The following is a 25,264-nucleotide window of genomic DNA, read 5'->3' on the forward strand; positions in this document are numbered from 1 at the left end:
GCCTCGGCCGATCGTGCGGATCGTGCGGACAGAACTTTTTACCGGCCGTGTCGGTCAGCGTATTATCGGGCCGCTCGCGCGGCAGACGCGGGCGGACGATATCAACGAGGTAGACCATGAAGCTCGACCGATTGACCCGCCACGCGGTACGGGTGCTGGCGGCGCTCGCTACGCTGCTGGCGGGCTGCACGACCTATGTCACGACGCAGGTGACGGCCTTTTCCGACTGGAACGGCAGCGACGCGACGCGCACCTACGCATTCACGCGCGCGCCGGAGCAGAAGAACAATCTCGAACAGGCCACATACGAACAGATCGTCGCGAACGAACTCGCGTTGCATGCGTTCCGGCAAGCCGATGCGCGCGATGCGCGCTATCTGGTGGCGCTCGCATGGGGCATGCGCTCCGATACCGTGACGGTCGCGCAGCCCGTCTACTACTACAACCCGTGGCCGGGCCCGTACTACTGGGGAAGGCCATTCGATCCGTGGGGCCCGTGGGGTCCGTTCCCGCCGACGTACGTGAACCAGAGCTATCCCGTGTACACGCACCTGCTCGGCATTCGCATCACGGAGCACGCGTCGGGCAAGGAAGTCTATAACGTGACGGCGCGCAACACGGACGAGCAGTCGTCATTGTTCGCCGCGATGCCTTTTCTCGCGCGCAGCGCGATGTCCGATTTCCCGTTGAGCAACGGCGCGGTGCGCACGGTGAAGATCCCACTGAATGGGAAAGAAGGCGCGCCGAACGAGGTCGCGGCGGGCGGCGCCGCGCCGCCGGCTCCGGCGTCGGGCGCGAAGACCGTCGAGTAAGCGCCGAAGACCTTCGGATAAGCGCGTTTTCGCGCGAAGAAAAAAGCCGCATCGCGTGTGAGCGATGCGGCTTTTTCGTTCAGCGACGCCGCGCACAAAGTGCGGCCCGCATCGTCAAACGCCGATGCCCATCAGCGCCATTGCACCCAGCACGACGAACATGATCGCCGCGATGCCATGTACGAGCTTCGTCGGCAGCTTGTGGGCGAAGCGGTCGCCGAGCAGGATTGCCGGCACGTTCGCGATCATCATGCCGAGGGTCGTGCCCGCGACGACGCCGAAGAATTCGTGGAAGCGCGCCGCGAGCGCGACGGTCGCGATCTGCGTCTTGTCGCCCATTTCGGCGAGAAAGAATGTGACCACGGTCGCGCCGAACACGCCGAAGTGCGTGCGGCTGGTGTTCGCTTCCTCGTCCTCCAGCTTGTCGGGCACGAGAATCCACAGGCCCATGCCGATGAACGAGGCGGCCAGCGCCCAGCGCATCACGGTCGGCGTGACGAGCGAGCCGAGCCACGCGCCGAGCGCGCCGGCGCCCGCATGATTGATGAGCGTCGCGGCAAGCACGCCGAGAATGATGGGGAGCGGCTTGCGGTAGCGCGCGGCGAGGACCAGCGAGAGCAGTTGCGTCTTGTCGCCGATTTCAGCGAGCGCAACGGCGCCGGTCGAGATCAGAAAAGCTTGTTCCACGTTTTGATAGATTCCCCGGGCCGAGATGTGTGCGAGCGACGACCCACGACGCGCCGGGCCCTAGAGCGGCGGTGGTGGATCATCGGTCTCGCCAGGCCAGAGGCTGCGTCTGCCATGGCCGATATGGCCAAGTCTGTTGACAGGCGCCCCCGCGATTCATGCGCGCTGCGCTCGCTGTCCGGTCTGACCGAACGTTGCGCGGGCATGAAGCAGGGCGGCTACTCCCCAATGAGCGACGGAGTATAGCACGGCGCCTTGTGCGGCCGACCCGCGCCTTGCGGCCTGTGGCGCCTCCTCGCCCGTTTACAGCAAGCCGTTGCGGTGCGGAGCAGGAATGTCGATTTTTGACGGAATCGTCGTATGCGCCCCACTGGAACGGGGACCTAACCAAACGCGTGGTACTGTTCCGTCCCTGCGTTCGACCGGGCGCGGCGAAAACCCTTGCAACAGCCTGCTGCCCGATCACGGGTAGCCCAGCGAAACGCTTTCGTCGCGTGCAAGAGACGGATACAGATGGATACGTCTTTTCTGGCTGATTTCGGCCAGAATGCTCTGTATCATTTCGGGCGGCCGAGGTAATGACCAGACGAAAGCCCGGTTTTGGCATTCCACCCTAAATAATCGTCGCTGCGTGCCGTTATTTCCGTGATTCCTTAAAACGATTCTGGAGTCACCCAGGCGTCGCGCCCCGCCCCGGAGTAGCGCGCCTCACGTGCTGTCGACGGCAGGCGCGCCCACGGCGCCAGCAGCCTTCACGCGCGAACACCGATATGCCCGATCTGCACTGGACAATTCCGGTTGCTCGCTGGTCTTCGTGGCCTGCCGTCGCAGCCGTCGCCCCCGACATTGGCTTCATCGAGCCGATGGCGCGGCGTCGTCTGAGTACGCTGTCGCGGGTTGCGCTGAAGGTCGCGCACGATTGCGCCGCCGACCACCCCAATGTGCGGATCGTTTTCGCGTCGCGCCACGGCGAGCTGCGCCGCACGACCGATATTCTGCGCAACATCAGTGCGGGCGAGCCCGTCTCGCCGACTTCGTTCAGTCTTTCCGTGCTCAACGCGATGACGGGCGTGTTCGGCATCTCGCGCGGCGACCGCACGGCGGCAAGCGCGCTGTCCGCGGGCGCGGAAACGCTCGGCTACGCGCTGCTCGAAGCGCACGCCCAATACGCGACCGACCCGTCGACGCCCGTGCTGCTCGTCTACGCCGACGAGCCGGCCGATCCCGCCTACGGCACGATCGAAGAGGAAGTGCACGGCGGCGCGCTCGCGATCCTGCTCGAAGATTCCGCGGCAACAGGGCGGCTGACCTGCGCACGCACGGTTGCGATCGCAACGGAGGCGCCCGGCGACAAGGGCGCCACGGACACCGTCTTTGCGACGCAGAGCCAGGCCGTGCATCACTGTCTCGACACGCGCACGGCCGCGCAGTGGCGCGGCGAGCACGCCGCCTGGGCATGGAGCTGGCATGAAGGCGTGGCTTGACTATCACTGGCGCCTCGTGGCGACGGCGCTCGCGTTCACGGCGTTCGGCGTCTGCGGGCTCGGCTTTTCGCTGATCCTGTTCCCGATCGCGTGGATGTGGCCGCATCGCGCGTCGAAGCAACGTGCTGTTACCGCGATCATCCATGCGTTCTTCCGCGCGCTCGTCGCCGTGCTGCAATGGGCGGGCGTGATGGAGCTCGACGCGCACGGCGTAAAAGCGCTGCGCCGCAAGGGCCAAGGCCCCGCGATCGTCGTCGCGAATCATCCGACGTGGCTCGACGTGATGGTGCTGCTGTCGCTGACGCCGCATGCGTGCTGTGTCGTGAAGAGCGCGCACTGGGGCAATCCGTTTTTCTGGGGCGTCGTGCGCGCGGCGGAGTACGTGAGCAACGCCGACCCCGTCGAGCTCGTCGACGCAGGCTCGCGGCAACTGGCGCGCGGCTACACGATGATCATCTTTCCGGAAGGCACGCGCAGCCCGGCGCGCAACCGGATGCATGCCTTTTCGCGCGGTTTCGCGCACATGGCGCTCAAATCCGGCGCGCCGATCCTGCCCGTCCTGATGGACTGCGATCCGCCGGCATTCACGAAGGGCATGCGCTGGTACAACGTGCCCGAGCGCGCGTTCCGCATGCGCGTCAACGTGCTCGAACCCGTCGGCGCGGACGGGCTGGCAGCGCACGACGAACCGCCCGCGCTCGCCGCTCGCGCGGTGACGAGCGCAATCGAAGCACACATTACCCGGCACCTGTTCGACTATGGATTCTTTAAAGCTTGAAATCAAACAGCTTCTGATCGAAGCGCTCGATCTGGAAGACCTGACGCCCGCCGACATCGACGACGATGCGCCGCTCTTCGATACCGACGGCGTCGGTCTCGATTCGATCGACGCGCTCGAGATCGGCATCGTGCTGCGCAAACACTATCAACTGACGATCGCGGCGAATGACGAACGCACGCGAGAGCACTTCCGCTCGATCAATACGCTTGCAGCGCTGGTGGCGAGCCAGCGCGAACTGGCGCATGAGTCGGGCGAAACCACAAAGAAAGGGGAATGACCGTGACCGACACCGAGATTCTTGAGCGCATCCGCGCGATCTTCAAAGAGAACTTTGCGATCGAGCCCGAACGCGTGACGCCCGACGCGCATCTGTTCGAAGAACTCGATCTGGACAGCATCGATGCCGTCGATCTCGCGATCAAGCTGCAGGAAATGACAGGCCGCCGGATCAAGCCCGAGGAGTTCAAGTCGGTGCGCACGGTCGGCGACGTGATCGTCGCCATCGAGTCGCTGCTCGCGGCGCAGGGCTGATGCACGCGCAACGTTCGCACGCGCGCGACGCTTCGGACGACGCGCACATGCAGGCCTCCACGCGACGTCCGCACGACGACGCTCACGCGTCCGCAGTCAACGCGCGTGGCTGGGCAGGGCTCGTGCTCTCGATCGTCGCGAAACTCGCGTATCCCGCCGTGATTTTGTGCGCGTGGTTCTGGGACACGCCGCGTTATGTCGGCTGTCTGCTGTTCGTGCTGTTGTGGCTGCAGCGCTGCGCGGGCACGGGCGCGTTCGGCGCGTCGTTGCGCAGGCTCACGCGTGTCGACTGGAGCGTCGCGTTCATGCTGAGCATCGCATCGGCTGCCATCGTGTGGACCAACAGCGAGCTGTTGTTGCGCATCTATCCGTCGCTGGTGAATCTCGGTCTGCTGATCGCGTTCGGTGCGACGCTCGTGCGCGGCCCGACGATGATCGAAAAATTCGCGCGCATCGGCACGCCGGATCTCGGCGAGCCCGCGATCCGCTACACGCGCCGTGTGACGCAGATCTGGTGTGCGTTCTTCGTGCTCAATGGCGCGTTCTCGCTGTACACGGCGCTGTACTGGTCGCGCGAAGCGTGGTCGCTGTATAACGGCGCGATTGCGTATGGACTGATCGGCGTGCTGCTGATCGGCGAAATCGCATGGCGCTATCTGGTGATTCAGCCGCACGCACGGCGTTCGGAGGCAGCATGATCGCGCTGCACGAACTGCTGTCGTGCGGCCATGACGATCGGGTGCCCGTCTGCCGCAACACACCTCGCGACGGCGAAGCCAACGCCACGATCGACTTCGCGTCGTTCCGCGCGCGCGTTGCCGCGATCGCCGCGCAACTGAGTGGCGCGCATGCGCGCCACTACGCGCTGTGCATCGACGATCCGTTCGACTTTGCGTGCGCATTGTTCGCGCTTTTTGCATGCGGCAAAGAGCCCGTGATTCCGGCGAACGCAACGCCCGGCTATCTCGCCGATCTGGCGGGCGCCTACGATGCCGTGCTGACGGACGCCGACGTCCGCGCGCATGCCGACGCGCAAGCAGCCGCGCCCGTTGCATCGTTGGCAATCGATCCGGACGCGCCGCTCACGCTTTACACGTCGGGCAGCAGCGGTACGCCGAAGCCGATCCACAAGACGCTCGCGCAGTTCAACGCAGAAGTGCACACGCTCGAACGCGAGTGGGGTGCTCTTGTCGGCGATGCGACGATGCTCGCGAGCGTGCCGCATCATCACATCTACGGTTTGCTGTTTCGCGTGATGTGGCCGCTCGCGGCGGGACGCGCGTTCGATCGTGCGATCTGTAACGAGCCGCAGCATGTGCAGTCGCGCATCGAGCGATGCGGCGCGGCTGTCGTCGTATCGTCGCCGGCGCAACTGTCGCGCTGGCCCGCGTTGCCGGGCTTCGCTGCGTTGACGCCTGCGCCGCGCGCGTTCTTTTCGTCGGGCGGGCCGCTGTCGGCCGAAGCCGCCGCCGAATACACGGCGGCCTTCGGCAGCGCGCCGATCGAGATCTACGGCAGCACGGAAACGGGCGGCATCGCGTGGCGCCGGCAGAACGAGACGGCGGCGTGGCAGCCCGTCAACGGCGTCGAAGTGCGGCGCGGCGAAGACGGCGCGCTCGACGTGCGCTCGCCGCATCTCGGCCACGCCGACTGGCATCGCACCGACGACGCCATCGCGTTCGACGACGACGGCCGCTTTCGTCTGCAAGGGCGGCTCGATCGCGTGATCAAGCTCGACGGCAAGCGCGTGTCGCTGCCCGAAGTCGAGGCGCGTCTCGCGCTGCATCCGTATGTCGCGCAGGCTTGCGTCGTGCCGCTCGCGGGCGCGTCGCGCGAGCGGGTCGGTGCCGTCGTCGCGCTCAACGATGCGGGCGGCGACGCGCTGCGCAGCGAAGGGCGCGTCGCGCTCGCGAAGACGTTGCGCCGCCATCTCGCCGCGTATTTCGACGTGGTCGTGCTGCCGCGTCACTGGCGCTTTCGCATCGCGTTGCCGTTCGATGCGCGTGGCAAGCTGCCCGTCGCGGCCGTTGCCGCCGCATTCGACGCGCGCGCCGAAGGATTCGAACTGCTGTCGGAAGCACGCAGTGGCGACGACTTGCACTACGCGCTGCGTGTGCCGCCGACGCTCGTGCATTTCGAAGGCCACTTTCCCGGCCTGCCGATTCTGCCCGGCGTCGTGCAGCTCGACTGGGCGATCCGCCTCGCCGCCGAGCACGTGACGGGCGTGCGCGACATCGAATCCGTCGATCGCCTGAAGTTCACCGCGCCCGTGATGCCCGGCGCGATGCTCGATCTGAAGTTGTCGCACGACGCGGCGCGGCGGCGCGTGCAGTTCGCGTTTCGGCTCGACGGACGCGACTGCTCGTCGGGCGTCATCGTGTATCGGGAGCGCGCATGAGCGAGACCGCCTTCGCCGCGTGCATCGTCATTCCGATCTACAACCATAAGGATGCGATCGGCGGCACGGTCGAGCGTCTGATCGTGCATGGCCTGCCCATTTTCGTCGTCGACGATGGCAGCGACCAGGCGACGCAAGCCGTGCTCGCGAAGCTCGCGTGCCAGTATCGCCACCATATGACGCTGCTGCGCCTGCCCGTCAACGGCGGCAAAGGCGCGGCTGTGATGGCGGGACTGCGTGCCGCGAAGCGCGCCGGCTACACGCACGCATTGCAGATCGACGCCGACGGTCAGCACGACGCGAACGACGTGCCGCTTTTCATCGCCGCCGCGCGCGCCGAGCCGGGTGCCGTGATTCTCGGCCGACCTGTCTATGACGAGAGCGTGCCGAAGGCGCGTCTCTATGGCCGCTATCTGACGCATGTATGGGTGTGGATCGAAACGCTGTCGTTCACGATCCGCGATTCGATGTGCGGCTTTCGCCTCTATCCGCTCGATGCCGCGTGCGCGTTGATCGACAGCGTCGATCTGCCGACGCGCATGGACTTCGACATCGAGATTCTCGTGCGTTTGTACTGGCGGCGTCTCGCGTTCCGCGCGATTCCGACCCGCGTTACCTATGCGACGGATGGCGTCTCGCACTTCGACGTGCTGTGGGACAACCTGCGCATCAGCGCGAGCCATACGCGGCTCGTGTGCGGGATGCTGCTGCGTTTGCCGCTGTTGCTCGCACACAAGTGCATGCCGCGCAAATCCGCCGCTGTCGCGAGCGGCGACGATGCGAAGTGGTGGCGCATCGCCGAACGCGGCAGCCGCCTTGGCATGACGTTGCTCGCGCTCAGTTGCAAGCTGTTCGGCATGCGCTTTACCGCGTTGTGGCTGCATCCCATCGTCGCGTATTTTCTGCTGACGGGCCGCGCCGCGCGCGATGCTTCGCGAAGCTACTTCGCGCATCTCGCGCATTCGACGCAAGGCGGTCGCACGCCGCGGCCCGGCTGGGGTTCCGCCTACCGGCACATGCTCGCGTTCGCGCAATCGGGGCTCGACAAGCTCGCGGCGTGGTCGGGGCGCATCGGCTCGAACGATGTCATCTTCGACGATGCATCCGCATTCGAAGCGCTCGTCGCGAGCGGACGCGGCGCGCTCGTGATCGGCGCGCATCTGGGCAACCTCGAAATGACGCGCGCGCTCGCGTGGAGCGGCGGCCATGCGAAGGTCACGGCCATCGTCTACACCGAGCACGCGAAGCGCTTCAACAGCGTGCTGTCGATGGCGAGCAGCGAGTTTGCGAAGCGCCTCGTGCAGGTGAGCGACTTCGGACCCGAGACGTCGATGATGATGCAGGAGCGCATCGATGCGGGCGAGCTGCTCGTGATCGTCGGCGACCGCGTGCCCGCGCGCGAATCGGGCCGCACGACCGACGCGCAGTTTCTCGGCGCGACGGCGCCGTTCGCGCAAGGGCCGTATGTGCTCGCGCATGCGCTAGGCTGCCCGGTGTATCTGTTCTTCTGCCTGAAAGAGCGCGATGAAGGAAACCGCGAGCGCTATCGGCTGTATTTCGAGCCGTTCGCCGAGCGCATCGACCTGCCGCGCCGCGAACGCGCGCAGCACATCGCGGCATGGGCGCAGCGCTACGCGTCGCGCCTCGAACATTATTGCCGCAAGGCGCCTTATCAATGGTTCAACTTCTTCGATTTCTGGGCGCGTCCCCGAAAAGCGATAACGGGTGGCATCCCGCACGGAGACGCGAATGTCAGAACATGATCTGATCGACGATGCACACACTCACGCCACGCATGCAGCAGCGCCGCGCGCGGTGGTGATCGGCGGACGCAGGCTGTCGATCGAAGAGGTCGTCGCGATTGCGAAGGGGCGCGCGAGTGTCGCGCTGAGCGGCGATCCCGCGTGGCGTTCGCGCATCCAGCGCGGCGCGGATTTTCTGCGCCGGCATCTCGCGGCGGGCGAAACGGTGTATGGCGTGAACACGGGCTACGGCGATGCGTGCATCGTCGATGTGCCGATGGAACTCGTCGAAGCGCTGCCGCTGCAACTGACGCGCTATCACGGCTGCGGCATGGGCGCGTATCTCGACGACGCGCAGACGCTCGCCGTGATCGCCGCGCGTCTGAACTCGCTGGCGTATGGCTTTTCCGGCGTGCGTCCCGTGCTGCTCGAACGGCTCGCCGATCTGATCAATCATCGCGTGCTGCCGCGCATTCCTGCCGAAGGGTCGGTCGGCGCGAGCGGCGATCTCACGCCGCTTTCATATGTGGCCGCGGCGCTCGTCGGCGAACGCGACGTGGTGTTCGACGGCACGCTGCGTGATGCCGCAGGCGTATGGGCGCAACTCGGCCACGCGCCGCTGACGCTCGCGCCGAAAGAAGGTCTCGCGCTGATGAACGGCACGGCTGTGATGACGGGGCTCGCGTGCCTCGCATTCGCGCGCGCCGGGCATCTCGCGCGTCTTGCCGCGCGCCTGACGGCTCTCGCGACAGTTGCGCTCGACGGACGCGCCGCGCACTTCGACGCACTGATCTTCGAAGCGAAGCCGCATGCGGGCCAGGCCGATGCGGCCGCATGGATACGCGCGGATCTCGCGGGCCGCGACGATACGCCGGGCCATCGTTTGCAGGACCGCTATTCGATCCGCTGTGCGCCGCATGTGATAGGCGTCGCCGTCGATGCGCTGTCGTGGGTGCGGCGCGACGTCGAGAACGAACTCAATAGTGCCAACGACAATCCGCTGATCGATCCCGATGGCGAGCGTGTGCTGCATGGCGGCAACTTCTACGGCGGACATATCGCGTTCGCAATGGACGCGTTGAAAACAGCCGTCGCGAATCTCGCCGATCTGATGGACCGGCAACTGGCGCTGCTCGTCGACGACAAGTTCAACAACGGCTTGCCGCGCAATCTGTCGGGTGCAACGTCGGCACGCGCGCCGATCAATCACGGCTTCAAGGCGGTGCAGATTTCGTCGTCGGCGTGGACGGCGGAAGCGCTCAAGCACACGATGCCCGCGAGCGTGTTCTCGCGTTCGACGGAAGCGCACAATCAGGACAAGGTCAGCATGGGCACGATCGCCGCGCGCGACTGCCTGCGCGTGCTCGAACTGACCGAGCAGGTCGCCGCCGCGCACACGCTCGCGACGGTGCAGGCGCTCGAACTGCGCATGCGCATCGACGGCGCGACGCCCGTGCCCGCGCCGCTGCACGCGTTCGCTGCACAGGTCGCGGCGCTGTCGCCGTTCGTCGACGAAGACCGTGCGCTCGAAAGCGATCTGCGCGCGCTGACGGCTCGCATCGCCGATTGCGCGCTCATCGAAAGCGGAGGCGCATGATGAACGAGCGTCTTCAGGGCAAGTCATTGACGGCAAGCGCGGTCGTCGAAGTGCCGTTTCATGATGTCGATGCAATGAACGTCTGCTGGCATGGCCATTATCTGAAGTACTTCGAGATCGGCCGCGCCGCGTTGTTGCGCGCGTTCGACTACGACTATCGCGAGATGCAGGCGTCGGGCTATCTGTGGCCGATCGTCGAGGCGCATCTGAAATACGTGCGGCCCGCGACCTACGGCCAGCGGCTCGACGTGCGCACGGAACTGCTCGAATTCGAAAACCGCCTGAAAATAGGCTATCAAATCGTCGATTGCGCGACGGGTGCACGGCTGACGAAGGGCTACACGATTCAGGTGGCCGTCGATGCAGCCACGCAGGAGTTGCAGTTCGTGTCGCCGTCTGTCGTGTTCGAGAAGCTGGAGCGCGCATGGGCACGCTGACACTTCGCGCCGCGCTGACGGCTGCATTGCTTGCCGTCAGCTTGAGCACGCTGACGACCGCGCATGCTGCAGCTCAGACGCAGCCCCAGACGCAAACCCAAGCGCAGAACGCCAACGCAGCGCTCGTCTCGCAGATCGCCGCACGACTCGCGCAAACGAAGGGTGCGCGCGCGCAGTTCACGCAGACACAGACGCTCTCCGCGATGAAGCAGCCGCTCGTCAGCACGGGCTCGCTCGTGTTCTTTCGAGAGCGCGGCGTGATCTGGCGCATCGACACGCCGTACAAGGCGACCTACGTGATTGGCGACGCGGGTGTGAGCGAAGTCGATGCGAACGGCAAGCGCATCAATACAAAAAGCGCGCAAGGCGTGCGTGGCGTCGCGCAGGTATCGAAGATGATGCGCGCGATGCTCGGCGGCGATCTGTCCGCGCTGTACTCGCAGTTCGACGTCGATGCGCAAGGCACGCCGTCGCAATGGAAGCTCGAACTGAAGCCGAACCAGCCGCAGCTCGCGCAATCGATCAAGGGCTTGCAGATGACGGGCGGTGAATTCCTGCGGACGCTGCGCATCGCGCTCGCGAACGGCGACGTCACGCAGATCGAATTCGCGAAGAGCGAAGCCGTCAGCGAACTGGCGCCCGGCGAACGGACGCTGCTCGGAGCGCAATGATGCTGCTGGCGCGACAGTGGACGAAGACGCAGTTGTGGGGCATCCGGGCCGCGTGGCTCGTCCTCGCGCTCGCCGCTTCGCTTTACTGCGTCCATCGCTTCATGGGGCCGTCGCCGCTGGAGACGAACCTGCTCGCGCTGCTGCCCGCGACGGAAGCCGACCCTGTGGCCGAAAAGGCCGTCGATACGCTCGCCAACGCGCTGGGCGACCGCACGGTGTTTCTCGTCACGAGCCAGGACCCCGATCACGCGAAAGCGGCTGCAAAGCAGTTCGGCGCGGCGCTGCAAAAGAGCGGCGCGTTCGGCTCGGTGACGGCGGAGCTGCCGCCGTTCGACATGTCGCAGATCGGCGCGCTGTACATGCCTTATCGCTTCGGCCTGCTGACGCGCGACGACCGCGATGCGCTCGCGAGCAACACGATGCCGCTGCGCGACACGCTGATGCAGCGCATCTACAACCCGGTGCGCGGCCCGCTCGCAACACAGCTCGCCGACGATCCGTTCGGCTGGCTCGAACACTGGCTCGCGAACTTGCCGCTCGCGACATCGAATCTCGATCTCGAAGACAACATGCTCGTCGCGCATCGCGGCGACAGGACGAGCGTGCTCGTCGTCACGACGCTGCCGGGCTCTGCATACGAAACGCAGACTCAAAGAGCGGTGCTGTCGGCCGTCGGGCAAGCCGAAGCGTCGTTGAAGGCGAGCCATCCCGATGCAAGCGTCGCGCGCACGGGCGCCGTGTTCTACGCGGAAGCGGCGCGCAGCGCGTCGGAGCGCGAAGTGCATCTGATCGGCGTCGCATCCGCGTGCGGCATCGCGTTGCTGATGCTGTGGGTGTTCCGCTCGCCGCGTCTGCTTCTGCTCGGCTTCGTGTCGACGGCGCTCGGCATCGTGTGCGCGCTCGCCGCGACGATGCTCGTGTTCGGCAAGCTGCATCTGCTGACGCTCGTGTTCGGCGCGAGCCTGATCGGCGAGGCCGTCGATTATTCGATTCAATACTTCGTCGTTTACCTCGGCGCGAGGCAAGGCTGGAATGCGCGGCAAGGCGCGCGCTGGGTGCGGCCCGCGTTGAGCGTCGCGCTCGCGACGAGCCTGCTCGGCTACGCGATTCTCGCGTGGGTGCCTTTCCCGGCGCTCAAGCAGATTGCGTGCTTCGCGATCGCCGGCATCTGCACGGCATTCGCGTCCGTGCTGTGGCTGCTGCCCGTGCTGCTCGTCAAAGGGCCGAAGCGCGCGCAACGGCGTCTCTTCGTGCGTGCAGCGGCGCTGCTCGCGCGCTGGCATGCGGCGATCGGCGGACGGCGCGCGTGGATCGTCGCGGGCGTGCTCGTGCTCGCCGCGATTCCTGGCTGGCTGCGCCTGACGAGCGACGACGACATTCATCTGCTGATCCAGCGCGATGCGTCGCTGGTTGCGCAGGAAGATCAGGTGCGCAATGCGATCGGCGTCGACAACACAGCGCAGTTCTTCGTCGTGCGCGGTCCGTCGCAGGAAGTGGTTTTGCAGCGCGCGGAAGCGCTCGGCGCGAAGCTCGATGCACTGAGCGGCGCGCAATCGGTGGACGGCTGGCAGTCGGTTACGCAGTTCGTGCCGTCGGCGCAACGCCAGGCCGATGCGCATGCCGTGCTCACGCAGCATGTGTTCACCGATCCCGCTGCATTGCGTTCGATGCTGCTGCAAGCGGGCTTTCGCGATGAAGTCGCCGATGCGTGGCTTGCCTCTTACGCGAAGTCGAATGCCGCGCCGCTGACGGTCGAACAGTGGCTCTCGGCGCAATGGTCGCAGCCGTATCGTCATCTGTGGCTGGGTGCCGTGGACGCTCGCGGTCAACGCGGCTATGCGGCCATCGTGATTCCGCAGCGCGTGACGCCCGACAACGTTCGAACGTTGACGAACACCGCGCGTTCTGTCGAAGGCGTCGTATTCGTCGACAAGGCCGCGAGCGTGTCGAAGCTCTTCGGCGCGTATCGCGTCGATAGCGGCATCTGGCTCGCGCTCGCGCTGCTGTTCGTGCTGGTGCTGCTGATGGTGCGCTACAAGCCGCGCGGCGGCATCGCGACCACGTTGCCCGTGTTGCTCGCGATTGGCGTGACGCTGGCCGCGTTCGGCTACGCGCGCGTGCCGCTCAATCTGTTCAACTGTCTCGCGCTGATGCTGGTACTCGGCGTCGGCGCAAACTATGCGGTGTTTCTGCGCGAAGGCTGCCTGCGTGACGACGCCGATCTCGGCGCCGTGTGGACGGGCGTGCTGCTGTCGGCGGCGACGACGCTGCTGTCGTTCGGCATGCTCGGCATGAGCGAGATGCCCGCATTGAAGAGTTTCGGCGCCACGCTGGCGCTCGGCATCCTCGTGTCGGTGCTGCTTGCGCCAATCGGGATGCCGCATCAGGAAAGATCCGCAACGAGGAGAGCCGCATGACGCTGCAATCTGTTTATCTGCACGCGCTCGGCATGGTCAATGCGCTCGGTGGCGATGTCGATTCGATTGTGCCCGCGCTCGCGGCGGCGCAATCGCCGGGCATGGGGCTGATGCACACAGGCATCGGCGATGCGTTCGTCGGCCGCGTGTCGACGCCGCTCGACATCGCGCCGCCCGAACGGTTGACGCGCTTCGACTGCCGCAACAACCGCATGCTGCTCGCGGCGCTCGCGCAGATTCGCCCCGCGATCGAAGCGGCGCGCGAGCGCTACGGCGCGCATCGCATCGGCGTCGTGCTCGGCACGAGCACATCGGGCATCGACGCAGCGGAAGTCGCGTTCGTTCACCAGGCGCAAGCGGGGCAACTCCCCGACAACTTCAACTACCGGCAGATGGAGATCGGCACGGCCGCGCCGTTCGCGGCCGCCGCGCTCGACGTGCAGGGTCCCGCGTTCACGATTTCGACGGCGTGCACATCGAGCGCCAAGGCGTTCGTGTCGGCGCGCCGTTTGTTGCAACTGGGTCTGTGCGACGCGATGATCGTCGGCGGCGTCGATACGCTGTGCGAGCTGACGGTGCAGGGCTTCGCGTCGCTCGAATCGACGAGCATCACGCGCACCAATCCGATGAGCCGCAATCGCAACGGCATCAACGTCGGCGAAGGCGCAGCCGTGTTTCTGATGACGCGCGACGAAGGCGAAGTGCGCCTCGCGGGCGCGGGCGAATCGAGCGACGCGCATCATGTGTCCGCGCCGGACCCGCGTGGCGTCGGCGGCGAGCTCGCGTTGCGCGATGCGCTGAAGAACGCGGGCATCGAAGCATCGGCGATTGCGTATGTGAATCTGCACGCGACGGCCACGCGCAAGAACGACGACATGGAAGCGCATCTGATGGCGCGCGTGTTCGCGAACGGCGTGCCCGCGAGCGGCACGAAGCCGTTCACGGGGCACCAGCTCGGCGCGGCGGGCGCGACGGAACTGGGCTTCGCGTGGCTCACGCTCGCGCGCGATGCCGCGATGCCGCTTCATCAGTGGGATGGCGAAGCCGACCCCGCGTTGCCCGCGCTCGATCTCGTGCAGGACGAGCGGCATGTACCGCGCACGGGCGGCGCGCGGTACGTGATGAGCAATTCGTTCGCGTTCGGCGGCAGCAACGTGAGCCTGATACTGGCGCGTTGACCCGCATCGAATGCCACGCAGCAAAAACATAACGACATGACGGCCACACCCGAGACCAACGAAATTTTTCCGCCGATCGACACGATCCTGCCGCATCGCGGCACGATGCTGCTGATCGACGACGTGAGCGCATGCAGCGACGTTGCGCTGATGGCCCATGCAGCCGTGCGCGGCGACGCATGGTACGCGGACCAGAGCGGCGCGATGCCCGCATGGATCGGCATCGAACTGATGGCGCAAGCGGTGGCCGCGCACATCGCGCTGCTCGCGATGCGCGCGGGCGGCCATGCGCGTCCGGGCGTGCTGCTCGGCACACGCAGCTATAAGGCACACGCGAGCGCGTTCGCACGCGACGCGCAACTGACGATCGGCGCGCATGAAGTGCTGCGCAGCGAAGAGGGGCACAGCGCGTACGAATGCACGATCGACCATGACGGCGCGCGCTGTGCGGAGGCCGTCATCAAGGTGTTTCAACCGGGCGATTTTCAGACGTTCATCGAAGGGAGTCTCAGTACATGAGCCGGCGAGTTCTCGTAACGGGCGCGAGCCGCGGCATCGGCCGCGCGATTGCGTATCAACTGGCCGCCGACGGTTTCGCCGTCTCCGTGCATTGCCGCACGGGCCGCACGGAAGCGGAAGCCGTCACGGCGGGCATCGCGGCGCAAGGCGGCTCGGCGCGCGTGCTGCAGTTCGACGTGCGCGAGCGTGCCGCGTGCCGTGAAGTGCTCGAAGCGGATGTGGCCGCGCACGGTCCGTATTACGGCATCGTGTGCAGCGCGGGCGTGACGCGCGACGCCGCCTTTCCCGCGCTCACCGACGAAGACTGGGACGTCGTAATCGAAACGGGACTCGACGCGTTCTACAACGTGATCCATCCGCTGACGATGCCGATGGTCCGCGCAAAGAAAGGCGGCCGCATCGTGACGATCGCGTCGGTGTCGGGCGTGATCGGCAATCGCGGACAGGTGAACTACAGCGCGGCGAAAGCGGGGCTGATCGGCGCGACGAAGGCGCTCGCCGTCGAACTCGCGTCGCGCAGCATTACGGTCAACTGCGTGGCGCCCGGTCTGATTGAAACGGGCATGCTCGACGACGTGCCGCTCGAACACGCGTTGAAGACCGTGCCGATGAACCGTGTCGGTCAACCGGCTGAAGTGGCGTCGGTGGTCAGCTTCCTGATGTCGGACGCGGCCTCGTATGTGACGCGCCAGGTGATCGGCGTCAATGGCGGGATGATCTGATGAAGCGAGTCGTCGTTACGGGCATGGGCGGCGTCACGGCGCTCGGCAGCCGCTGGGACGAGATCGAAGCGGCGTTGAAGGCCGGTCGCAATGCGGTGCGGCGCATGCCGGAGTGGGACTACTTCGAGTCGCTGCATACGCGCCTCGCGTGTCCGCTGCCCGCTTTCGAGCAGCCCGCGCAATGGCCGCGCAAGAAGACGCGCTCGATGGGCACGGTGTCGATGTACGCGGTACGCGCGAGCGAACTGGCGCTCGCCGACGCGGGCCTCGCTGACGATGCGTCGATCAAGGACGGCCGCATGGGCGTCGCCTATGGCTCGTCGTCGGGCTCCGTCGAGCCGATACGCGCGTTCGGCGCGATGCTCGAATCGGGCGCGATGACCAACGTCACGTCGAACAGCTACGTGCAGATGATGCCGCACACGACGGCCGTCAACGTGAGCCTCTTCTGGGACCTGAAAGGGCGCATCGTGCCGACGTCGTCGGCGTGTGCATCGGGCAGCCAGGCAATCGGCTACGCGTATGAAACGATCGCGACGGGCAAGCAGGCGCTGATGCTCGCGGGCGGCGCGGAAGAGCTGTCGGGACCGGCGGTGGCCGTGTTCGACACGCTCTATGCGACCAGCACGCGCAACGACGAGCCGCATCTGACGCCGCGCCCGTTCGATGCGAAGCGCGACGGCCTCGTGGTCGGCGAGGGCGCGGCGACGCTCGTGCTCGAAGAGTACGAGCACGCGAAAGCGCGCGGCGCGATGATACACGCGGAGATCGTCGGCTTCGGCTGCAATTCGGACGGTGCGCACATGACGCAGCCGACGGCGAACACGATGGCGCGCGCGATGCAGCTCGCGCTCGAAGACGCGAAGCTCGACGCGCAGGCCATCGCGTATGTGAACGCGCACGGCACGTCGACGGATCGCGGCGACATCGCGGAGAGCGAGGCCACCGCGCAGACCTTCGGCGAACGCATGCCGATTTCATCGCTGAAGAGCTACGTCGGCCATACGCTCGGCGCGTGCGGCGCGCTCGAAGCGTGGTGGACGATCGAGATGATGAAGCGCAACTGGTATGCGCCGACGTTGAATCTCACCGACGTCGATCCCGCCTGCGCGCCGCTCGACTACATCCGGGGCGAAGGTCGCAGCATCGACGCCGGGTATGTGATGAGCAACAACTTCGCGTTTGGCGGCATCAATACGTCGCTGATTTTCAGGCGCGTTCGATGAGCGGTCAGCGACGCTTGCAGCGTGTCGTCGTGACGGGCATGGGCATCGTGTCCTGTCTCGGCAATACGCTCGATGAAGTGAGCGCCGCGTTGCGCGAAGGGCGCAGCGGCGTCACGCATATCGACGCATGGCGCGCGCGCGGCTTCGGCTCGCAGGTCGCGGGCGCGGCATCGGTGGCGGGCGAGCCGCCGTTCGACCGCAAGCTCGAACGCTTCATGGGCGACACCGCGCGCTTTGCGTGTCACGCGGCGCGCAAGGCGATCGACGACGCCCGTCTCGATCCCGTTGCGCTGCGCTCGTCCGATGTCGGAGCGGTGATCGGCTCGGGCGTCGGCACGATGTCCGCGTATGACGAAGCAGTGGCCGTGGCGCATGCGCGCGGTATCGACAGGACGCCGCCGTACACGGTGCCGCAGGCGATGAGCAGCACGGCGTCCGCGAATATCGCGCAGGTGTTCGGCATCGAAGGTGTCACGTATTCGCCGTCGTCGGCCTGCACGACATCGACGCTCGCCATCGGCCAGGCGATGCAGCTGATCCAGACAGGCCGTCAACAGATCGTGCTCGCAGGCGGCAGCGAATGCCTGCACGACAACATGACGCTGATGTTCGACGCGATGCACGCGTTGTCGCGCCGCTTCAACGACACGCCCGCGCGCGCATCGCGGCCATACGATACGGCACGGGACGGCTTCGTGATCGCCTCGGGCGGCGGCGTGCTGGTGCTTGAAGCGCTCGATCACGCGCTCGCGCGCGGCGCGCGCATCTACGCGGAGCTCGCAGGCTTCGGCCACAGCACGGATGGCGCGGGCATGGTGACGCCGCACGCGCCGGGCATCGCGCGCGCGATCAGGGCCGCGCTCGACGAAGCGGGCACGCGCCCCGGCTACGTGAACACGCACGCGCCGTCGACGCCGCTCGGCGATATCGAAGAACTGCGCGCGTTGCAAACGGTATTCGGCTCGGACGTGCCGCCGTTTTCATCGACGAAAGGACTGACGGGGCACCCGCTCGGCGCATGCGGCGCGCACGAAGCGATCTACACGCTGCTGATGATGCGCGACGGCTTCATTGCGGGCACGCCGGGCATCGAGCACATCGAGCCGTTGGCGCAGGCGCTGCCGCTCGTGCAGACGACGCGCGACGCGCGCATCGACACGGCGATGTCGGTGTCGTTCGGCTTCGGCGGCAGTTGCGCGAGTTTGATGTTCGCAAGGATTTGACCGCCGCCTGTCGGGACGAATCACAGGCACGTGAATGACGCAAAACAAACGACGAAAAAGGGAAGTCGAAAAATGAAAACGAAAATCACGCTGGGGCTGATCGCTGCCGTTTTGCTGACGCAAGCGGGATGCACAACCAAAATCAGGTCGCTGCCGCTGCCGTCCGCGTTGCAGACGCAGAACGCGCAAGACGTCGCGCTCTACTTCGGCGACGACGCGCATGCGCCCGTCAAGCAGACGTTCGGCAACAAGGAGTTTGCAGTGCGTGTGAACCGCCAGCCGGAAAAGAGCCCGGAGGCCACCTGCAACATCGCGCTGACGAAGGCGATCCAGGAACTGCGCGACTATGCGCGCACGCAGCACGCGAATGCCGTTATCAACGTGAAGACGCGCTTCCAGCACAACGAATCGACGTCGCCGGCGGAGTTCACCTGCGGTGCGAGCCTGAACGGTTCGACCCTCGCCGTGCGCGGTGACGTCGTGATGCTTGAAACGAACTAAGCGAATCCAATACGGGGTTAAGCCATGAAAGGTCGTCTCATCAGTGCAGCACTTGTCGCATGTCTGTCCTCGCACGCGTTTGCGCGCGACACGATCGCGAACTATCCTGTCGCCGCCGCGCTTGCGAGCGAGCCCGACAAGGTCGGCGACGATATTCCGCTGTATTTCGCGGGGCAGAATCATCCGGGCGTCGTGAAGTCGTTCGGCGAATTCGCGACGAACAAGAAGACCAACGCGTTCGGCAAGAGTGACGAGACCGCGTGCCAGCACGTGTTCCTGTCGGCCGTGATCGAACTGCAGGATCGCGCACGCAAGGAAGGCGGCAATGCCGTCATCAACATCAAGAGCAACTACAGGAACGAGCTGCGCGAAAGCCCAACGGAGTTCACATGCGGAGCAGGTGCGGTGATTGCTGGCGTCGCGCTGAAGGGCGAAGTGGTGACGCTGAAGAAGTGATGCTGAAAAGGTGATGGAACGGCGTGGCCGGGCATCGTCGATGCGGCCACGCCGCCGCTCAGTACGGTCACGCGGTCTTGACGGCCGCGACGTTGACGAGTGTTTCGCGCCGCTTGCCGGGCTTCGGCGTATAGATGCGCAGACGTTCGAGCAGCCCGAAATCTTTCGCGCGGCTCCACCACAGATACGGCAGCGACACGTTGCGCGCGCCGAACGTGAAGCCGCCTCGACGGATCATGTCGAGATAGCCGTCCGCGCTCTTTTGCACGTGCATCGGGTGGCGGAACAGCAGACGGATCACCCACGACTTGATGTATGCGTCGGTGGATTCGGCGAACAGCAGCACGCCGCCAGGCTTCAGCACGCGGCGGAATTCGGCGAGCGCGCGCTCCTGTTCGACGAGGTGGTGGAACGTCTGATGGCAGAAGACGATATCGGCGCTCGCGTCGGGCATCGGCAGGTTCGCGCAGTCGCCGTGCAGCAGGTCGATCTGCGTCGAACGGGTATCGGCGTGATTGGCGCAGTTGCGCGCCGATTGCGCGGCAAGCGCGAGCGACGCGCGATGAAAGTCCACGCCGACGATACGCGCCGGCTTGAACGTTTGCGCGAGCAGCCGGAATGAAATGCCCTGGCCGCAACCGGCATCGACGATCACGGGCGAAGCGGGCAGCGGCGTATCGATCAGGCGCTTCAGATCGTTGATCGCGACGCGCAGCACGTGATGTTCCCAGGTATGGGTGCGGAGGAACCAGACGCCGAAGGCCGTCTCCGGTACGAAGGGCACGCTGGATGTTTCGGTGGACTGCACGTTGTTCCCCGTGAATCGTTGGTCGTGGTTTGATTTCTTGATGATTGCGCGACATTGTAATCGCTGGCGGGTCTGGCGGATGTCGCGTGTGCAATACGTAATAACGGGTTATCTGAAGGAAGATTGATGAATACGGAATTGTCACTGAACGCCGCCGTGGATGTGGCCATCATCGGAGCCGGGCCGTCGGGCGCGGTCGCCGCGGCGCTGCTGCGCAAGGCGGGGCGCTCGGTGCTCGTGCTCGAACGCCAGCACTTTCCGCGCTTCTCGATTGGCGAGAGCCTGTTGCCGCAGAGCATGGCGTACCTCGAAGAAGCGGGCATGCTGCAGGCGGTCGTCGAAGCGGGCTTCCAGTACAAGAACGGTGCGCAGTTCGTGCATCGCGAACAGACGTCGGCGTATGACTTCCGCGACAAGCATTCGGCCGGCTGGGGCACGACGTATCAGGTCGAGCGTGCCGCATTCGACGATCTGCTGATCCGCTGCGCGGCGCAGCAGGGCGCCGACGTGCGCTTCGGCCACACGGTACTCGCGATGAAGACGGGCGACGCGCCCGTGCTCGATGTGACCGACGAAGCGGGCAATCGCTACGAAGTGCATGCGCGGTTCGTGCTCGATGCGAGCGGATTCGGCCGCGTGCTGCCGCGTCTGTTGAATCTCGAAGCGCCCACGCGCATGCCGACGCGTGCCGCGATCTTCACGCATGTTCGCGACGGCATACCCGTCGACACGCACGATCGCAACAAGATCACGGTCGCCGTGCATCCCGGGCATCGCGACGTGTGGTACTGGATGATTCCCTTGGCGAACGGCCGGTCGTCGGTGGGCTGTGTTGCAGAGGCCGCATTCCTCGATGTGCCGGAAGCGGAGCGCGAGGCGAAGCTGCGCACGCTGATTCAAAGCGAGCCGACGTTGAACCGCTTGATCGGCCACGCGCCGTTCCTGATGCCTGTTCGACATATCGGCGGCTATTCGGCGAATGTCGAGCGGCTGCATGGACCGGGCTTTGCGCTGCTCGGCAATGCCGGCGAGTTCCTGGACCCGGTTTTTTCATCGGGCGTGACGATCGCGCTGCGTTCCGCGCATCTGGCCGTGAAGACGCTGGAGCGTCAATTGAACGGCGAGACGGTCGACTGGCAGCAGGCTTATGACGTCCCGCTGAGAAAGGGCATCGACGCATTCCGTGCATTCGTCGAGCGCTGGTACACCGGCGAGTTGCAGGACATCATCTTCTATCCGGACCAGACGCCTTCGATCAGGCGCATGATCAGCGCGGTCCTCGCAGGCTATGCGTGGGACGAGACGAATCCTTATGTCGCGGACCCGGCTCGCAGATTGAATGCGCTGCATGAGTTGTGCAGGCAGTAGGCGTAGATGAAGAACGGCGGACGAGCGGCGCTTCGTGAACCCACGAAGCGCCGTTTTCACTTCAGCGCACTTCAGCGATATGGCTCGCTGAAAACCGTCATGCCGCGATGCGCGCCTTCCCCGCCGCGTGCTGGCGTGCGTCGTCGCGCCGATGCACGCGCTGGCCCGCCGCATAGGTCTCGTACACCGCGCGATCGTCGCCCAGCAGCGCGAACGCGAACAGCAGTTCTTCGAGCGTTTCCGTGCGCGCCGTGCGTCGCGCGAGCAGCGGCGTCGCCTTCGGGTCGAGCACGATGAAGTCCGCTTCCGACTTCGGCTTGAGCGTGCCAATAGTGTCGCCGAGGTGGAGCGCTTCCGCCGCGCCCGCCGTCGCGAGCCAGAACATGCGCGTCGCCGTCAGATGATGGCCGCCCAGGCGCGCGACCTTGTGCGCTTCGTTCATTGTCTGCAGCATCGAGAACGACGTGCCGCCGCCGACGTCCGTTGCAAGCGCAATGGGCATCCGCGATTCGGCTGCTTTGTCGAAATCGAACAGGCCGCTGCCGAGGAACAGATTCGACGTCGGGCAGTGCGATGCGACCGTGCGCGTCTCGGCCATCCGGCGGCGGTCTTCGGCATCGAGATGAATGCAGTGTCCATAGACGGCACGCGGGCGCAGCAGGCCGTAGTGATCGTACACATCGAGGTAGCTGCGATGACCGGGGAAGAGGCTCGCGACCCACTTCACTTCGTCGTGATTCTCCGCGACGTGGCTCTGGATGAACACATCGGGATGCAGCTTCGCGAGCGCGCCTGTCGCTTCGAGTTGCGCTTGCGTCGACGTCGGCGCGAAGCGCGGCGTCAGCGCGTACATCTGACGCCCGTGGTTGTGCCAGCGCGCGATCAATTCGGCGCTGTCGTCGTAGCCCGATTGCGCGGTGTCGCGCAGGAACTCCGGACAGTTGCGGTCCATCAGCACCTTGCCGCCTATCATCCGCACATTGCGTGCTTGCGCTTCCGTAAAGAGCGCGTCGGCCGACTGCTTGTGCACGGTGCAGTAGACGAGCGCCGTCGTCGTGCCGCACGCGAGCAGTTCGTCGATGAAAAAGCGCGCCGTGTCCTGCGCAACGGCGGGATCGCTGAAGCCGCGCTCGGTCGGAAACGTGTACGTGTCGAGCCACGGCAACAGCCCCGGCGCCGGCGACGCGATCATGTCCGTCTGCGGGAAGTGGATGTGCGTATCGATGAAACCGGGGACGATCAGCTTGTCGCGCATCTCGACCACTTGCGTTCCGGGCGCGAGTTGCGACGCAACGGACGCATGCGCACCCGCCGCGACGACATGTCCGTCTTCGACGATCAGAAGCCCGTCTTCGTCGAAGATGGCCGCGTTGGACGATTGCGCAGGATCGCCGTTGAACGTCAGCAGTTGCGCGCGATAAGCCGTTTGAGTCATGAGTGAAACCGTCTCCGAACTGTATGAATCATGCTGATGCGCGCCAGTGCGCATCGAGTCTGTCGATCATCGCGTCGCGCTCCGCGGGCGTCACGAACGACGCCTCGAAGCCGTTGCGGATGATCGTGTACACCTCATCGTCGCCGAGCCTGAGGGCTTCGATCGTCGCGAGGTAGTTCTCGTTGACGTAGCCGCCGAAGTAGGCGGGATCGTCGGAATTCACGGTGACGGCGACGCCCTCATCGAGCAGCGCCTTCAGCGTGTGTTTGGTCAGGTCGTCGAATACGCACAGCTTCAGGTTCGATAGCGGGCATACCGTCAATGCGACGCGCGTGTCGGCCAGGCGCGTGACGAGCGCCGGGTCTTCGATGCTGCGCACGCCGTGATCGACGCGGTCTACCTTGAGCAGATCGAGTGCTTCGTAGATGTACGACGGCGGGCCTTCTTCGCCCGCATGCGCGACGAGCTTCAGCCCTTTGGCGCGGGCCTTCGCGAACACGCGCTCGAACTTCGACGGCGGATGGCCGCGCTCCGACGAATCGAGACCGACGCCGATCAGCCTGTGCGCGTACTGATCGAACAGGGGCAGCGCGGCATCGAACGTCGCGAGCGCATCGTCTTCGGACAGATGGCGCAGGAAGCACAGGATCAGCTTGCTCGTGAGGCCGCGCTGTTCGGCTTCGGCGAGCGCGCGCTCGATGCCCGCGACGACGGTCGCAATCGGCACGCCGCGCTCGGTGTGCGTCTGCGGATCGAAGAAGATTTCCGTGTGCACGACGTTGTCCGCGAGCGCGCGCTCGACGTAGGCCATCGTCATGTCGTAGAAGTCCTCTTCCTTCAGCAGCACGCTTGCGCCCGCATAGTAGATGTCGAGAAACGATTGCAGATCGGTGAACGCATACGCGGCGCGCAGCGCTTCGATCGAGTCGTACGCGAGCTTCACGCCGTTGCGTTCGGCGAGCCTGAAGATCAGCTCCGGTTCGAGCGAGCCTTCGATATGAATGTGCAGCTCGGCCTTCGGCGCGTCCTTCGTCTTTTGCGCCAGCGGAGAAAGTGTGGTTGTCGTCATGGTCGGTCAATGATTCGAGTTATCGATGAAAAGCTGCAGCGCCCGATGGCTGGTCAGGCGTCCCCCAGGATGTGTCCGGTGATTGCCGCGCTCGTCGTGTTCAGGCCGTCTGCGCCGCGCGCGTCGCGTTGGCCTCGACGGCTTGCAGCAGTTGCGCCGCCGCTGAAATTGCGATGATTTCCGGCGACTTGTCGATGATGCCGTCCACGCCGAGCGGGCACTTCATTCGCGCGACGAGCGCAGGGTCGAAGCCGCGCGCGGCGAGCCGGTGCTCGAACTGCTTGCGCTTCGTGTGCGAGCCGATCATGCCGAAGAACGCGAAGTCGCCGCGCCGCAGGATGCGCTCGGCGAGATCGAGGTCGCGTGCATGGTTGTGCGTCATCACGATGAAGTACGTGTTGGGCGCGGCCTTGTCGACGGCTTCGTCGGGCGCGTCGTTCGCGTCGATGGTCACGTTCGGCGCACCTAGCGTGTCGGGCGGCGGGAACTGCGCGTCGCGTTCGTCGACCCAGCGCACATGGCAGGGCAGCGTCGCGAGCACGCGCACGAGCGCCGCGCCCACGTGCCCTGCGCCGAACAGCACGACGGGGAAATCGCGCGGCGCGATGGTTTCGGTGAGCAGCGCGCTGCTGTCGTCGAAACCCGCGCCGTCCCACAGCAGGCAATCGGCGCTTTCGACGCCCGGCTCCGGATCGGACAGCATCACGGCATCGGGCGCGGGCCCGAATGATACGCTACGCACCACCGATTGGCCCGCCGCGACGCGCTTCGCCAGCGACGTGACCCAGCCCAGGTCACCGATATCGAGCCGCTCGAATGCGAGCACGACGGCACCGCCGCAGCACTGGCCGAGGCTCGGGCCGAGCGCGAAACGCTCGAGCCGCCGCATGTTCGGCGTGCGCATGCCGTCGCGCAGCACCTGGCGCGCGCCTTCGATCGCTTTCCATTCGAGGTGTCCGCCGCCGATCGTGTGACGCGCCGAGTCACGCGTGACGATCATCTTCGTGCCGGCGTCGCGCGGCGCCGAGCCTTCGGCGCGGGCGACCGTCACGAGCACGACGGCGTCGCCGTGCGCGAGCAGTTGTTGCAGATCGGTGAGCCAGGCGTGCATCCGGCAGTTCTCCATGCGAGGCCGCGCGGGATGGCCGCGCAGCCGGTTGATCTCGTGCGCCTCGCGGTCGTGTCGCGCGGCACTTTATTTC

25 protein-coding genes and 1 riboswitch are annotated in these 25,264 nt (G+C 65.7%); of the genes, 20 read left to right on the forward strand and 5 right to left on the reverse strand.

Annotated elements, in window-relative coordinates; translation table 11 throughout:
- Positions 1 to 116 precede the first annotated feature (116 nt).
- Positions 117 to 812 (forward strand): DUF4136 domain-containing protein, encoded by a 696-nt coding sequence (locus tag BMW76_RS19220; RefSeq protein ID WP_090867851.1) that lies wholly within the window; start codon positions 117 to 119, stop codon positions 810 to 812.
- Positions 813 to 926: 114 nt separating this feature from the next.
- Here the strand turns inward: BMW76_RS19220 and BMW76_RS19225 are convergent, their stop codons facing one another.
- Positions 927 to 1,499 (reverse strand): TMEM165/GDT1 family protein, encoded by a 573-nt coding sequence (locus BMW76_RS19225; RefSeq protein ID WP_090867853.1) that lies wholly within the window; start codon positions 1,497 to 1,499, stop codon positions 927 to 929.
- Positions 1,500 to 1,556: 57 nt separating this feature from the next.
- Positions 1,557 to 1,738, reverse strand: a riboswitch (yybP-ykoY riboswitch).
- 531 nt (positions 1,739 to 2,269) lie between these two features.
- Here BMW76_RS19225 and BMW76_RS19230 point away from each other — a divergent pair.
- The 18 genes from BMW76_RS19230 to BMW76_RS19315 all read left to right on the forward strand — a co-directional run bounded on the left by BMW76_RS19230 (position 2,270) and on the right by BMW76_RS19315 (position 19,382).
- Entirely contained in the window at positions 2,270 to 2,983 is a 714-nt protein-coding gene (locus BMW76_RS19230; RefSeq protein WP_090867855.1) for a beta-ketoacyl synthase chain length factor, read from the forward strand.
- A complete protein-coding gene (locus tag BMW76_RS19235) occupies positions 2,967 to 3,761 on the forward strand; it encodes a lysophospholipid acyltransferase family protein (RefSeq protein WP_090867857.1) in 795 nt (264 codons plus the stop codon). The genes BMW76_RS19230 and BMW76_RS19235 overlap by 17 nt, the downstream gene beginning before the upstream one ends.
- Positions 3,742 to 4,041 (forward strand): phosphopantetheine-binding protein, encoded by a 300-nt coding sequence (locus tag BMW76_RS19240; RefSeq protein WP_090868006.1) that lies wholly within the window; start codon positions 3,742 to 3,744, stop codon positions 4,039 to 4,041. The genes BMW76_RS19235 and BMW76_RS19240 overlap by 20 nt, the downstream gene beginning before the upstream one ends.
- On the forward strand, positions 4,038 to 4,295 hold the full coding sequence (locus BMW76_RS19245; protein WP_090867859.1) for an acyl carrier protein: 258 nt from the start codon (positions 4,038 to 4,040) through the stop codon (positions 4,293 to 4,295). Before BMW76_RS19240 ends, BMW76_RS19245 begins: the two co-directional genes overlap by 4 nt.
- A 47-nt stretch (positions 4,296 to 4,342) precedes the next feature.
- Positions 4,343 to 4,993 carry a COG4648 family protein gene (locus BMW76_RS19250; protein ID WP_245763279.1) on the forward strand — a complete coding sequence of 217 codons (651 nt, stop codon included), beginning with the start codon at positions 4,343 to 4,345 and terminating at the stop codon, positions 4,991 to 4,993.
- Positions 4,990 to 6,693, forward strand: coding sequence for an AMP-binding protein (locus BMW76_RS19255; RefSeq protein ID WP_090867863.1), 1,704 nt, complete (start codon positions 4,990 to 4,992; stop codon positions 6,691 to 6,693). Before BMW76_RS19250 ends, BMW76_RS19255 begins: the two co-directional genes overlap by 4 nt.
- Positions 6,690 to 8,456, forward strand: coding sequence for a glycosyltransferase family 2 protein (locus tag BMW76_RS19260; protein WP_090867865.1), 1,767 nt, complete (start codon positions 6,690 to 6,692; stop codon positions 8,454 to 8,456). Before BMW76_RS19255 ends, BMW76_RS19260 begins: the two co-directional genes overlap by 4 nt.
- Positions 8,443 to 10,032 (forward strand): HAL/PAL/TAL family ammonia-lyase, encoded by a 1,590-nt coding sequence (locus BMW76_RS19265; protein ID WP_090867868.1) that lies wholly within the window; start codon positions 8,443 to 8,445, stop codon positions 10,030 to 10,032. The genes BMW76_RS19260 and BMW76_RS19265 overlap by 14 nt, the downstream gene beginning before the upstream one ends.
- Positions 10,032 to 10,469, forward strand: coding sequence for an acyl-CoA thioesterase (locus tag BMW76_RS19270; RefSeq protein ID WP_090868008.1), 438 nt, complete (start codon positions 10,032 to 10,034; stop codon positions 10,467 to 10,469). The genes BMW76_RS19265 and BMW76_RS19270 overlap by 1 nt, the downstream gene beginning before the upstream one ends.
- Positions 10,457 to 11,140 (forward strand): outer membrane lipoprotein carrier protein LolA, encoded by a 684-nt coding sequence (locus BMW76_RS19275; RefSeq protein ID WP_090867870.1) that lies wholly within the window; start codon positions 10,457 to 10,459, stop codon positions 11,138 to 11,140. Before BMW76_RS19270 ends, BMW76_RS19275 begins: the two co-directional genes overlap by 13 nt.
- Positions 11,140 to 13,557: an MMPL family transporter gene (locus BMW76_RS19280; RefSeq protein WP_090867872.1), complete on the forward strand. Its 2,418-nt coding sequence runs from the start codon at positions 11,140 to 11,142 to the stop codon at positions 13,555 to 13,557. The genes BMW76_RS19275 and BMW76_RS19280 overlap by 1 nt, the downstream gene beginning before the upstream one ends.
- On the forward strand, positions 13,554 to 14,735 hold the full coding sequence (locus BMW76_RS19285; RefSeq protein WP_090867874.1) for a beta-ketoacyl-[acyl-carrier-protein] synthase family protein: 1,182 nt from the start codon (positions 13,554 to 13,556) through the stop codon (positions 14,733 to 14,735). The genes BMW76_RS19280 and BMW76_RS19285 overlap by 4 nt, the downstream gene beginning before the upstream one ends.
- Before the next feature lie 36 nt (positions 14,736 to 14,771).
- Positions 14,772 to 15,254 carry a hotdog family protein gene (locus tag BMW76_RS19290; RefSeq protein ID WP_090867876.1) on the forward strand — a complete coding sequence of 161 codons (483 nt, stop codon included), beginning with the start codon at positions 14,772 to 14,774 and terminating at the stop codon, positions 15,252 to 15,254.
- Positions 15,251 to 15,976 carry a 3-ketoacyl-ACP reductase FabG2 gene (locus BMW76_RS19295; protein WP_090867878.1) on the forward strand — a complete coding sequence of 242 codons (726 nt, stop codon included), beginning with the start codon at positions 15,251 to 15,253 and terminating at the stop codon, positions 15,974 to 15,976. Before BMW76_RS19290 ends, BMW76_RS19295 begins: the two co-directional genes overlap by 4 nt.
- A complete protein-coding gene (locus BMW76_RS19300) occupies positions 15,976 to 17,202 on the forward strand; it encodes a beta-ketoacyl-ACP synthase (protein ID WP_090867880.1) in 1,227 nt (408 codons plus the stop codon). The genes BMW76_RS19295 and BMW76_RS19300 overlap by 1 nt, the downstream gene beginning before the upstream one ends.
- Entirely contained in the window at positions 17,199 to 18,425 is a 1,227-nt protein-coding gene (locus BMW76_RS19305; RefSeq protein WP_090867882.1) for a beta-ketoacyl-[acyl-carrier-protein] synthase family protein, read from the forward strand. Before BMW76_RS19300 ends, BMW76_RS19305 begins: the two co-directional genes overlap by 4 nt.
- A 72-nt stretch (positions 18,426 to 18,497) precedes the next feature.
- Positions 18,498 to 18,926 carry a hypothetical protein gene (locus BMW76_RS19310; RefSeq protein ID WP_090867885.1) on the forward strand — a complete coding sequence of 143 codons (429 nt, stop codon included), beginning with the start codon at positions 18,498 to 18,500 and terminating at the stop codon, positions 18,924 to 18,926.
- Between the two features lie 24 nt (positions 18,927 to 18,950).
- A complete protein-coding gene (locus BMW76_RS19315; RefSeq protein ID WP_090867887.1) occupies positions 18,951 to 19,382 on the forward strand; it encodes an excinuclease ABC subunit A in 432 nt (143 codons plus the stop codon).
- 67 nt (positions 19,383 to 19,449) lie between these two features.
- Here BMW76_RS19315 and BMW76_RS19320 read toward each other — a convergent pair whose 3' ends face one another.
- Positions 19,450 to 20,190, reverse strand: coding sequence for a class I SAM-dependent methyltransferase (locus tag BMW76_RS19320; RefSeq protein WP_090867889.1), 741 nt, complete (start codon positions 20,188 to 20,190; stop codon positions 19,450 to 19,452).
- Between the two features lie 126 nt (positions 20,191 to 20,316).
- Between BMW76_RS19320 and BMW76_RS19325 the strand changes: the two genes are divergently transcribed.
- A complete protein-coding gene (locus BMW76_RS19325; protein ID WP_090867891.1) occupies positions 20,317 to 21,558 on the forward strand; it encodes an NAD(P)/FAD-dependent oxidoreductase in 1,242 nt (413 codons plus the stop codon).
- Positions 21,559 to 21,655: 97 nt separating this feature from the next.
- Here the strand turns inward: BMW76_RS19325 and guaD are convergent, their stop codons facing one another.
- From guaD to xdhC, 3 genes are all read right to left on the reverse strand, one after another.
- Entirely contained in the window at positions 21,656 to 22,993 is a 1,338-nt protein-coding gene (guaD, locus tag BMW76_RS19330) for a guanine deaminase (RefSeq protein WP_090868010.1), read from the reverse strand.
- A gap of 28 nt (positions 22,994 to 23,021) precedes the next feature.
- Positions 23,022 to 24,062 (reverse strand): adenosine deaminase, encoded by a 1,041-nt coding sequence (locus tag BMW76_RS19335; protein ID WP_090867893.1) that lies wholly within the window; start codon positions 24,060 to 24,062, stop codon positions 23,022 to 23,024.
- A 100-nt stretch (positions 24,063 to 24,162) separates the two neighbouring features.
- Entirely contained in the window at positions 24,163 to 25,173 is a 1,011-nt protein-coding gene (gene xdhC, locus BMW76_RS19340) for a xanthine dehydrogenase accessory protein XdhC (RefSeq protein ID WP_090867895.1), read from the reverse strand.
- Positions 25,174 to 25,264 lie beyond the last annotated feature (91 nt).

The organism is Paraburkholderia diazotrophica (genome assembly GCF_900108945.1).
GTDB classification, from domain to species: domain Bacteria; phylum Pseudomonadota; class Gammaproteobacteria; order Burkholderiales; family Burkholderiaceae; genus Paraburkholderia; species Paraburkholderia diazotrophica.

Excerpts from the sequence above, each read along its gene's own strand:
- BMW76_RS19310 (WP_090867885.1), top strand. The coding sequence starts at position 18,498 with ATGAAAACGAAAATCACGCTGGGGCTGATCGCTGCCGTTTTGCTGACG.
- BMW76_RS19270 (WP_090868008.1), top strand. The coding sequence starts at position 10,032 with ATGAACGAGCGTCTTCAGGGCAAGTCATTGACGGCAAGCGCGGTCGTC.
- xdhC (WP_090867895.1), bottom strand. The coding sequence starts at position 25,173 with ATGCACGCCTGGCTCACCGATCTGCAACAACTGCTCGCGCACGGCGAC.
- BMW76_RS19245 (WP_090867859.1), top strand. The coding sequence starts at position 4,038 with ATGACCGTGACCGACACCGAGATTCTTGAGCGCATCCGCGCGATCTTC.
- BMW76_RS19260 (WP_090867865.1), top strand. The coding sequence starts at position 6,690 with ATGAGCGAGACCGCCTTCGCCGCGTGCATCGTCATTCCGATCTACAAC.
- BMW76_RS19325 (WP_090867891.1), top strand. The coding sequence starts at position 20,317 with ATGAATACGGAATTGTCACTGAACGCCGCCGTGGATGTGGCCATCATC.
- guaD (WP_090868010.1), bottom strand. The coding sequence starts at position 22,993 with ATGACTCAAACGGCTTATCGCGCGCAACTGCTGACGTTCAACGGCGAT.
- BMW76_RS19300 (WP_090867880.1), top strand. The coding sequence starts at position 15,976 with ATGAAGCGAGTCGTCGTTACGGGCATGGGCGGCGTCACGGCGCTCGGC.
- BMW76_RS19250 (WP_245763279.1), top strand. The coding sequence starts at position 4,343 with ATGCAGGCCTCCACGCGACGTCCGCACGACGACGCTCACGCGTCCGCA.
- BMW76_RS19220 (WP_090867851.1), top strand. The coding sequence starts at position 117 with ATGAAGCTCGACCGATTGACCCGCCACGCGGTACGGGTGCTGGCGGCG.
- BMW76_RS19255 (WP_090867863.1), top strand. The coding sequence starts at position 4,990 with ATGATCGCGCTGCACGAACTGCTGTCGTGCGGCCATGACGATCGGGTG.
- BMW76_RS19240 (WP_090868006.1), top strand. The coding sequence starts at position 3,742 with ATGGATTCTTTAAAGCTTGAAATCAAACAGCTTCTGATCGAAGCGCTC.
- BMW76_RS19230 (WP_090867855.1), top strand. The coding sequence starts at position 2,270 with ATGCCCGATCTGCACTGGACAATTCCGGTTGCTCGCTGGTCTTCGTGG.
- BMW76_RS19235 (WP_090867857.1), top strand. The coding sequence starts at position 2,967 with ATGAAGGCGTGGCTTGACTATCACTGGCGCCTCGTGGCGACGGCGCTC.
- BMW76_RS19315 (WP_090867887.1), top strand. The coding sequence starts at position 18,951 with ATGAAAGGTCGTCTCATCAGTGCAGCACTTGTCGCATGTCTGTCCTCG.
- BMW76_RS19295 (WP_090867878.1), top strand. The coding sequence starts at position 15,251 with ATGAGCCGGCGAGTTCTCGTAACGGGCGCGAGCCGCGGCATCGGCCGC.
- BMW76_RS19275 (WP_090867870.1), top strand. The coding sequence starts at position 10,457 with ATGGGCACGCTGACACTTCGCGCCGCGCTGACGGCTGCATTGCTTGCC.
- BMW76_RS19265 (WP_090867868.1), top strand. The coding sequence starts at position 8,443 with ATGTCAGAACATGATCTGATCGACGATGCACACACTCACGCCACGCAT.
- BMW76_RS19280 (WP_090867872.1), top strand. The coding sequence starts at position 11,140 with ATGCTGCTGGCGCGACAGTGGACGAAGACGCAGTTGTGGGGCATCCGG.
- BMW76_RS19290 (WP_090867876.1), top strand. The coding sequence starts at position 14,772 with ATGACGGCCACACCCGAGACCAACGAAATTTTTCCGCCGATCGACACG.
- BMW76_RS19285 (WP_090867874.1), top strand. The coding sequence starts at position 13,554 with ATGACGCTGCAATCTGTTTATCTGCACGCGCTCGGCATGGTCAATGCG.
- BMW76_RS19305 (WP_090867882.1), top strand. The coding sequence starts at position 17,199 with ATGAGCGGTCAGCGACGCTTGCAGCGTGTCGTCGTGACGGGCATGGGC.
- BMW76_RS19335 (WP_090867893.1), bottom strand. The coding sequence starts at position 24,062 with ATGACGACAACCACACTTTCTCCGCTGGCGCAAAAGACGAAGGACGCG.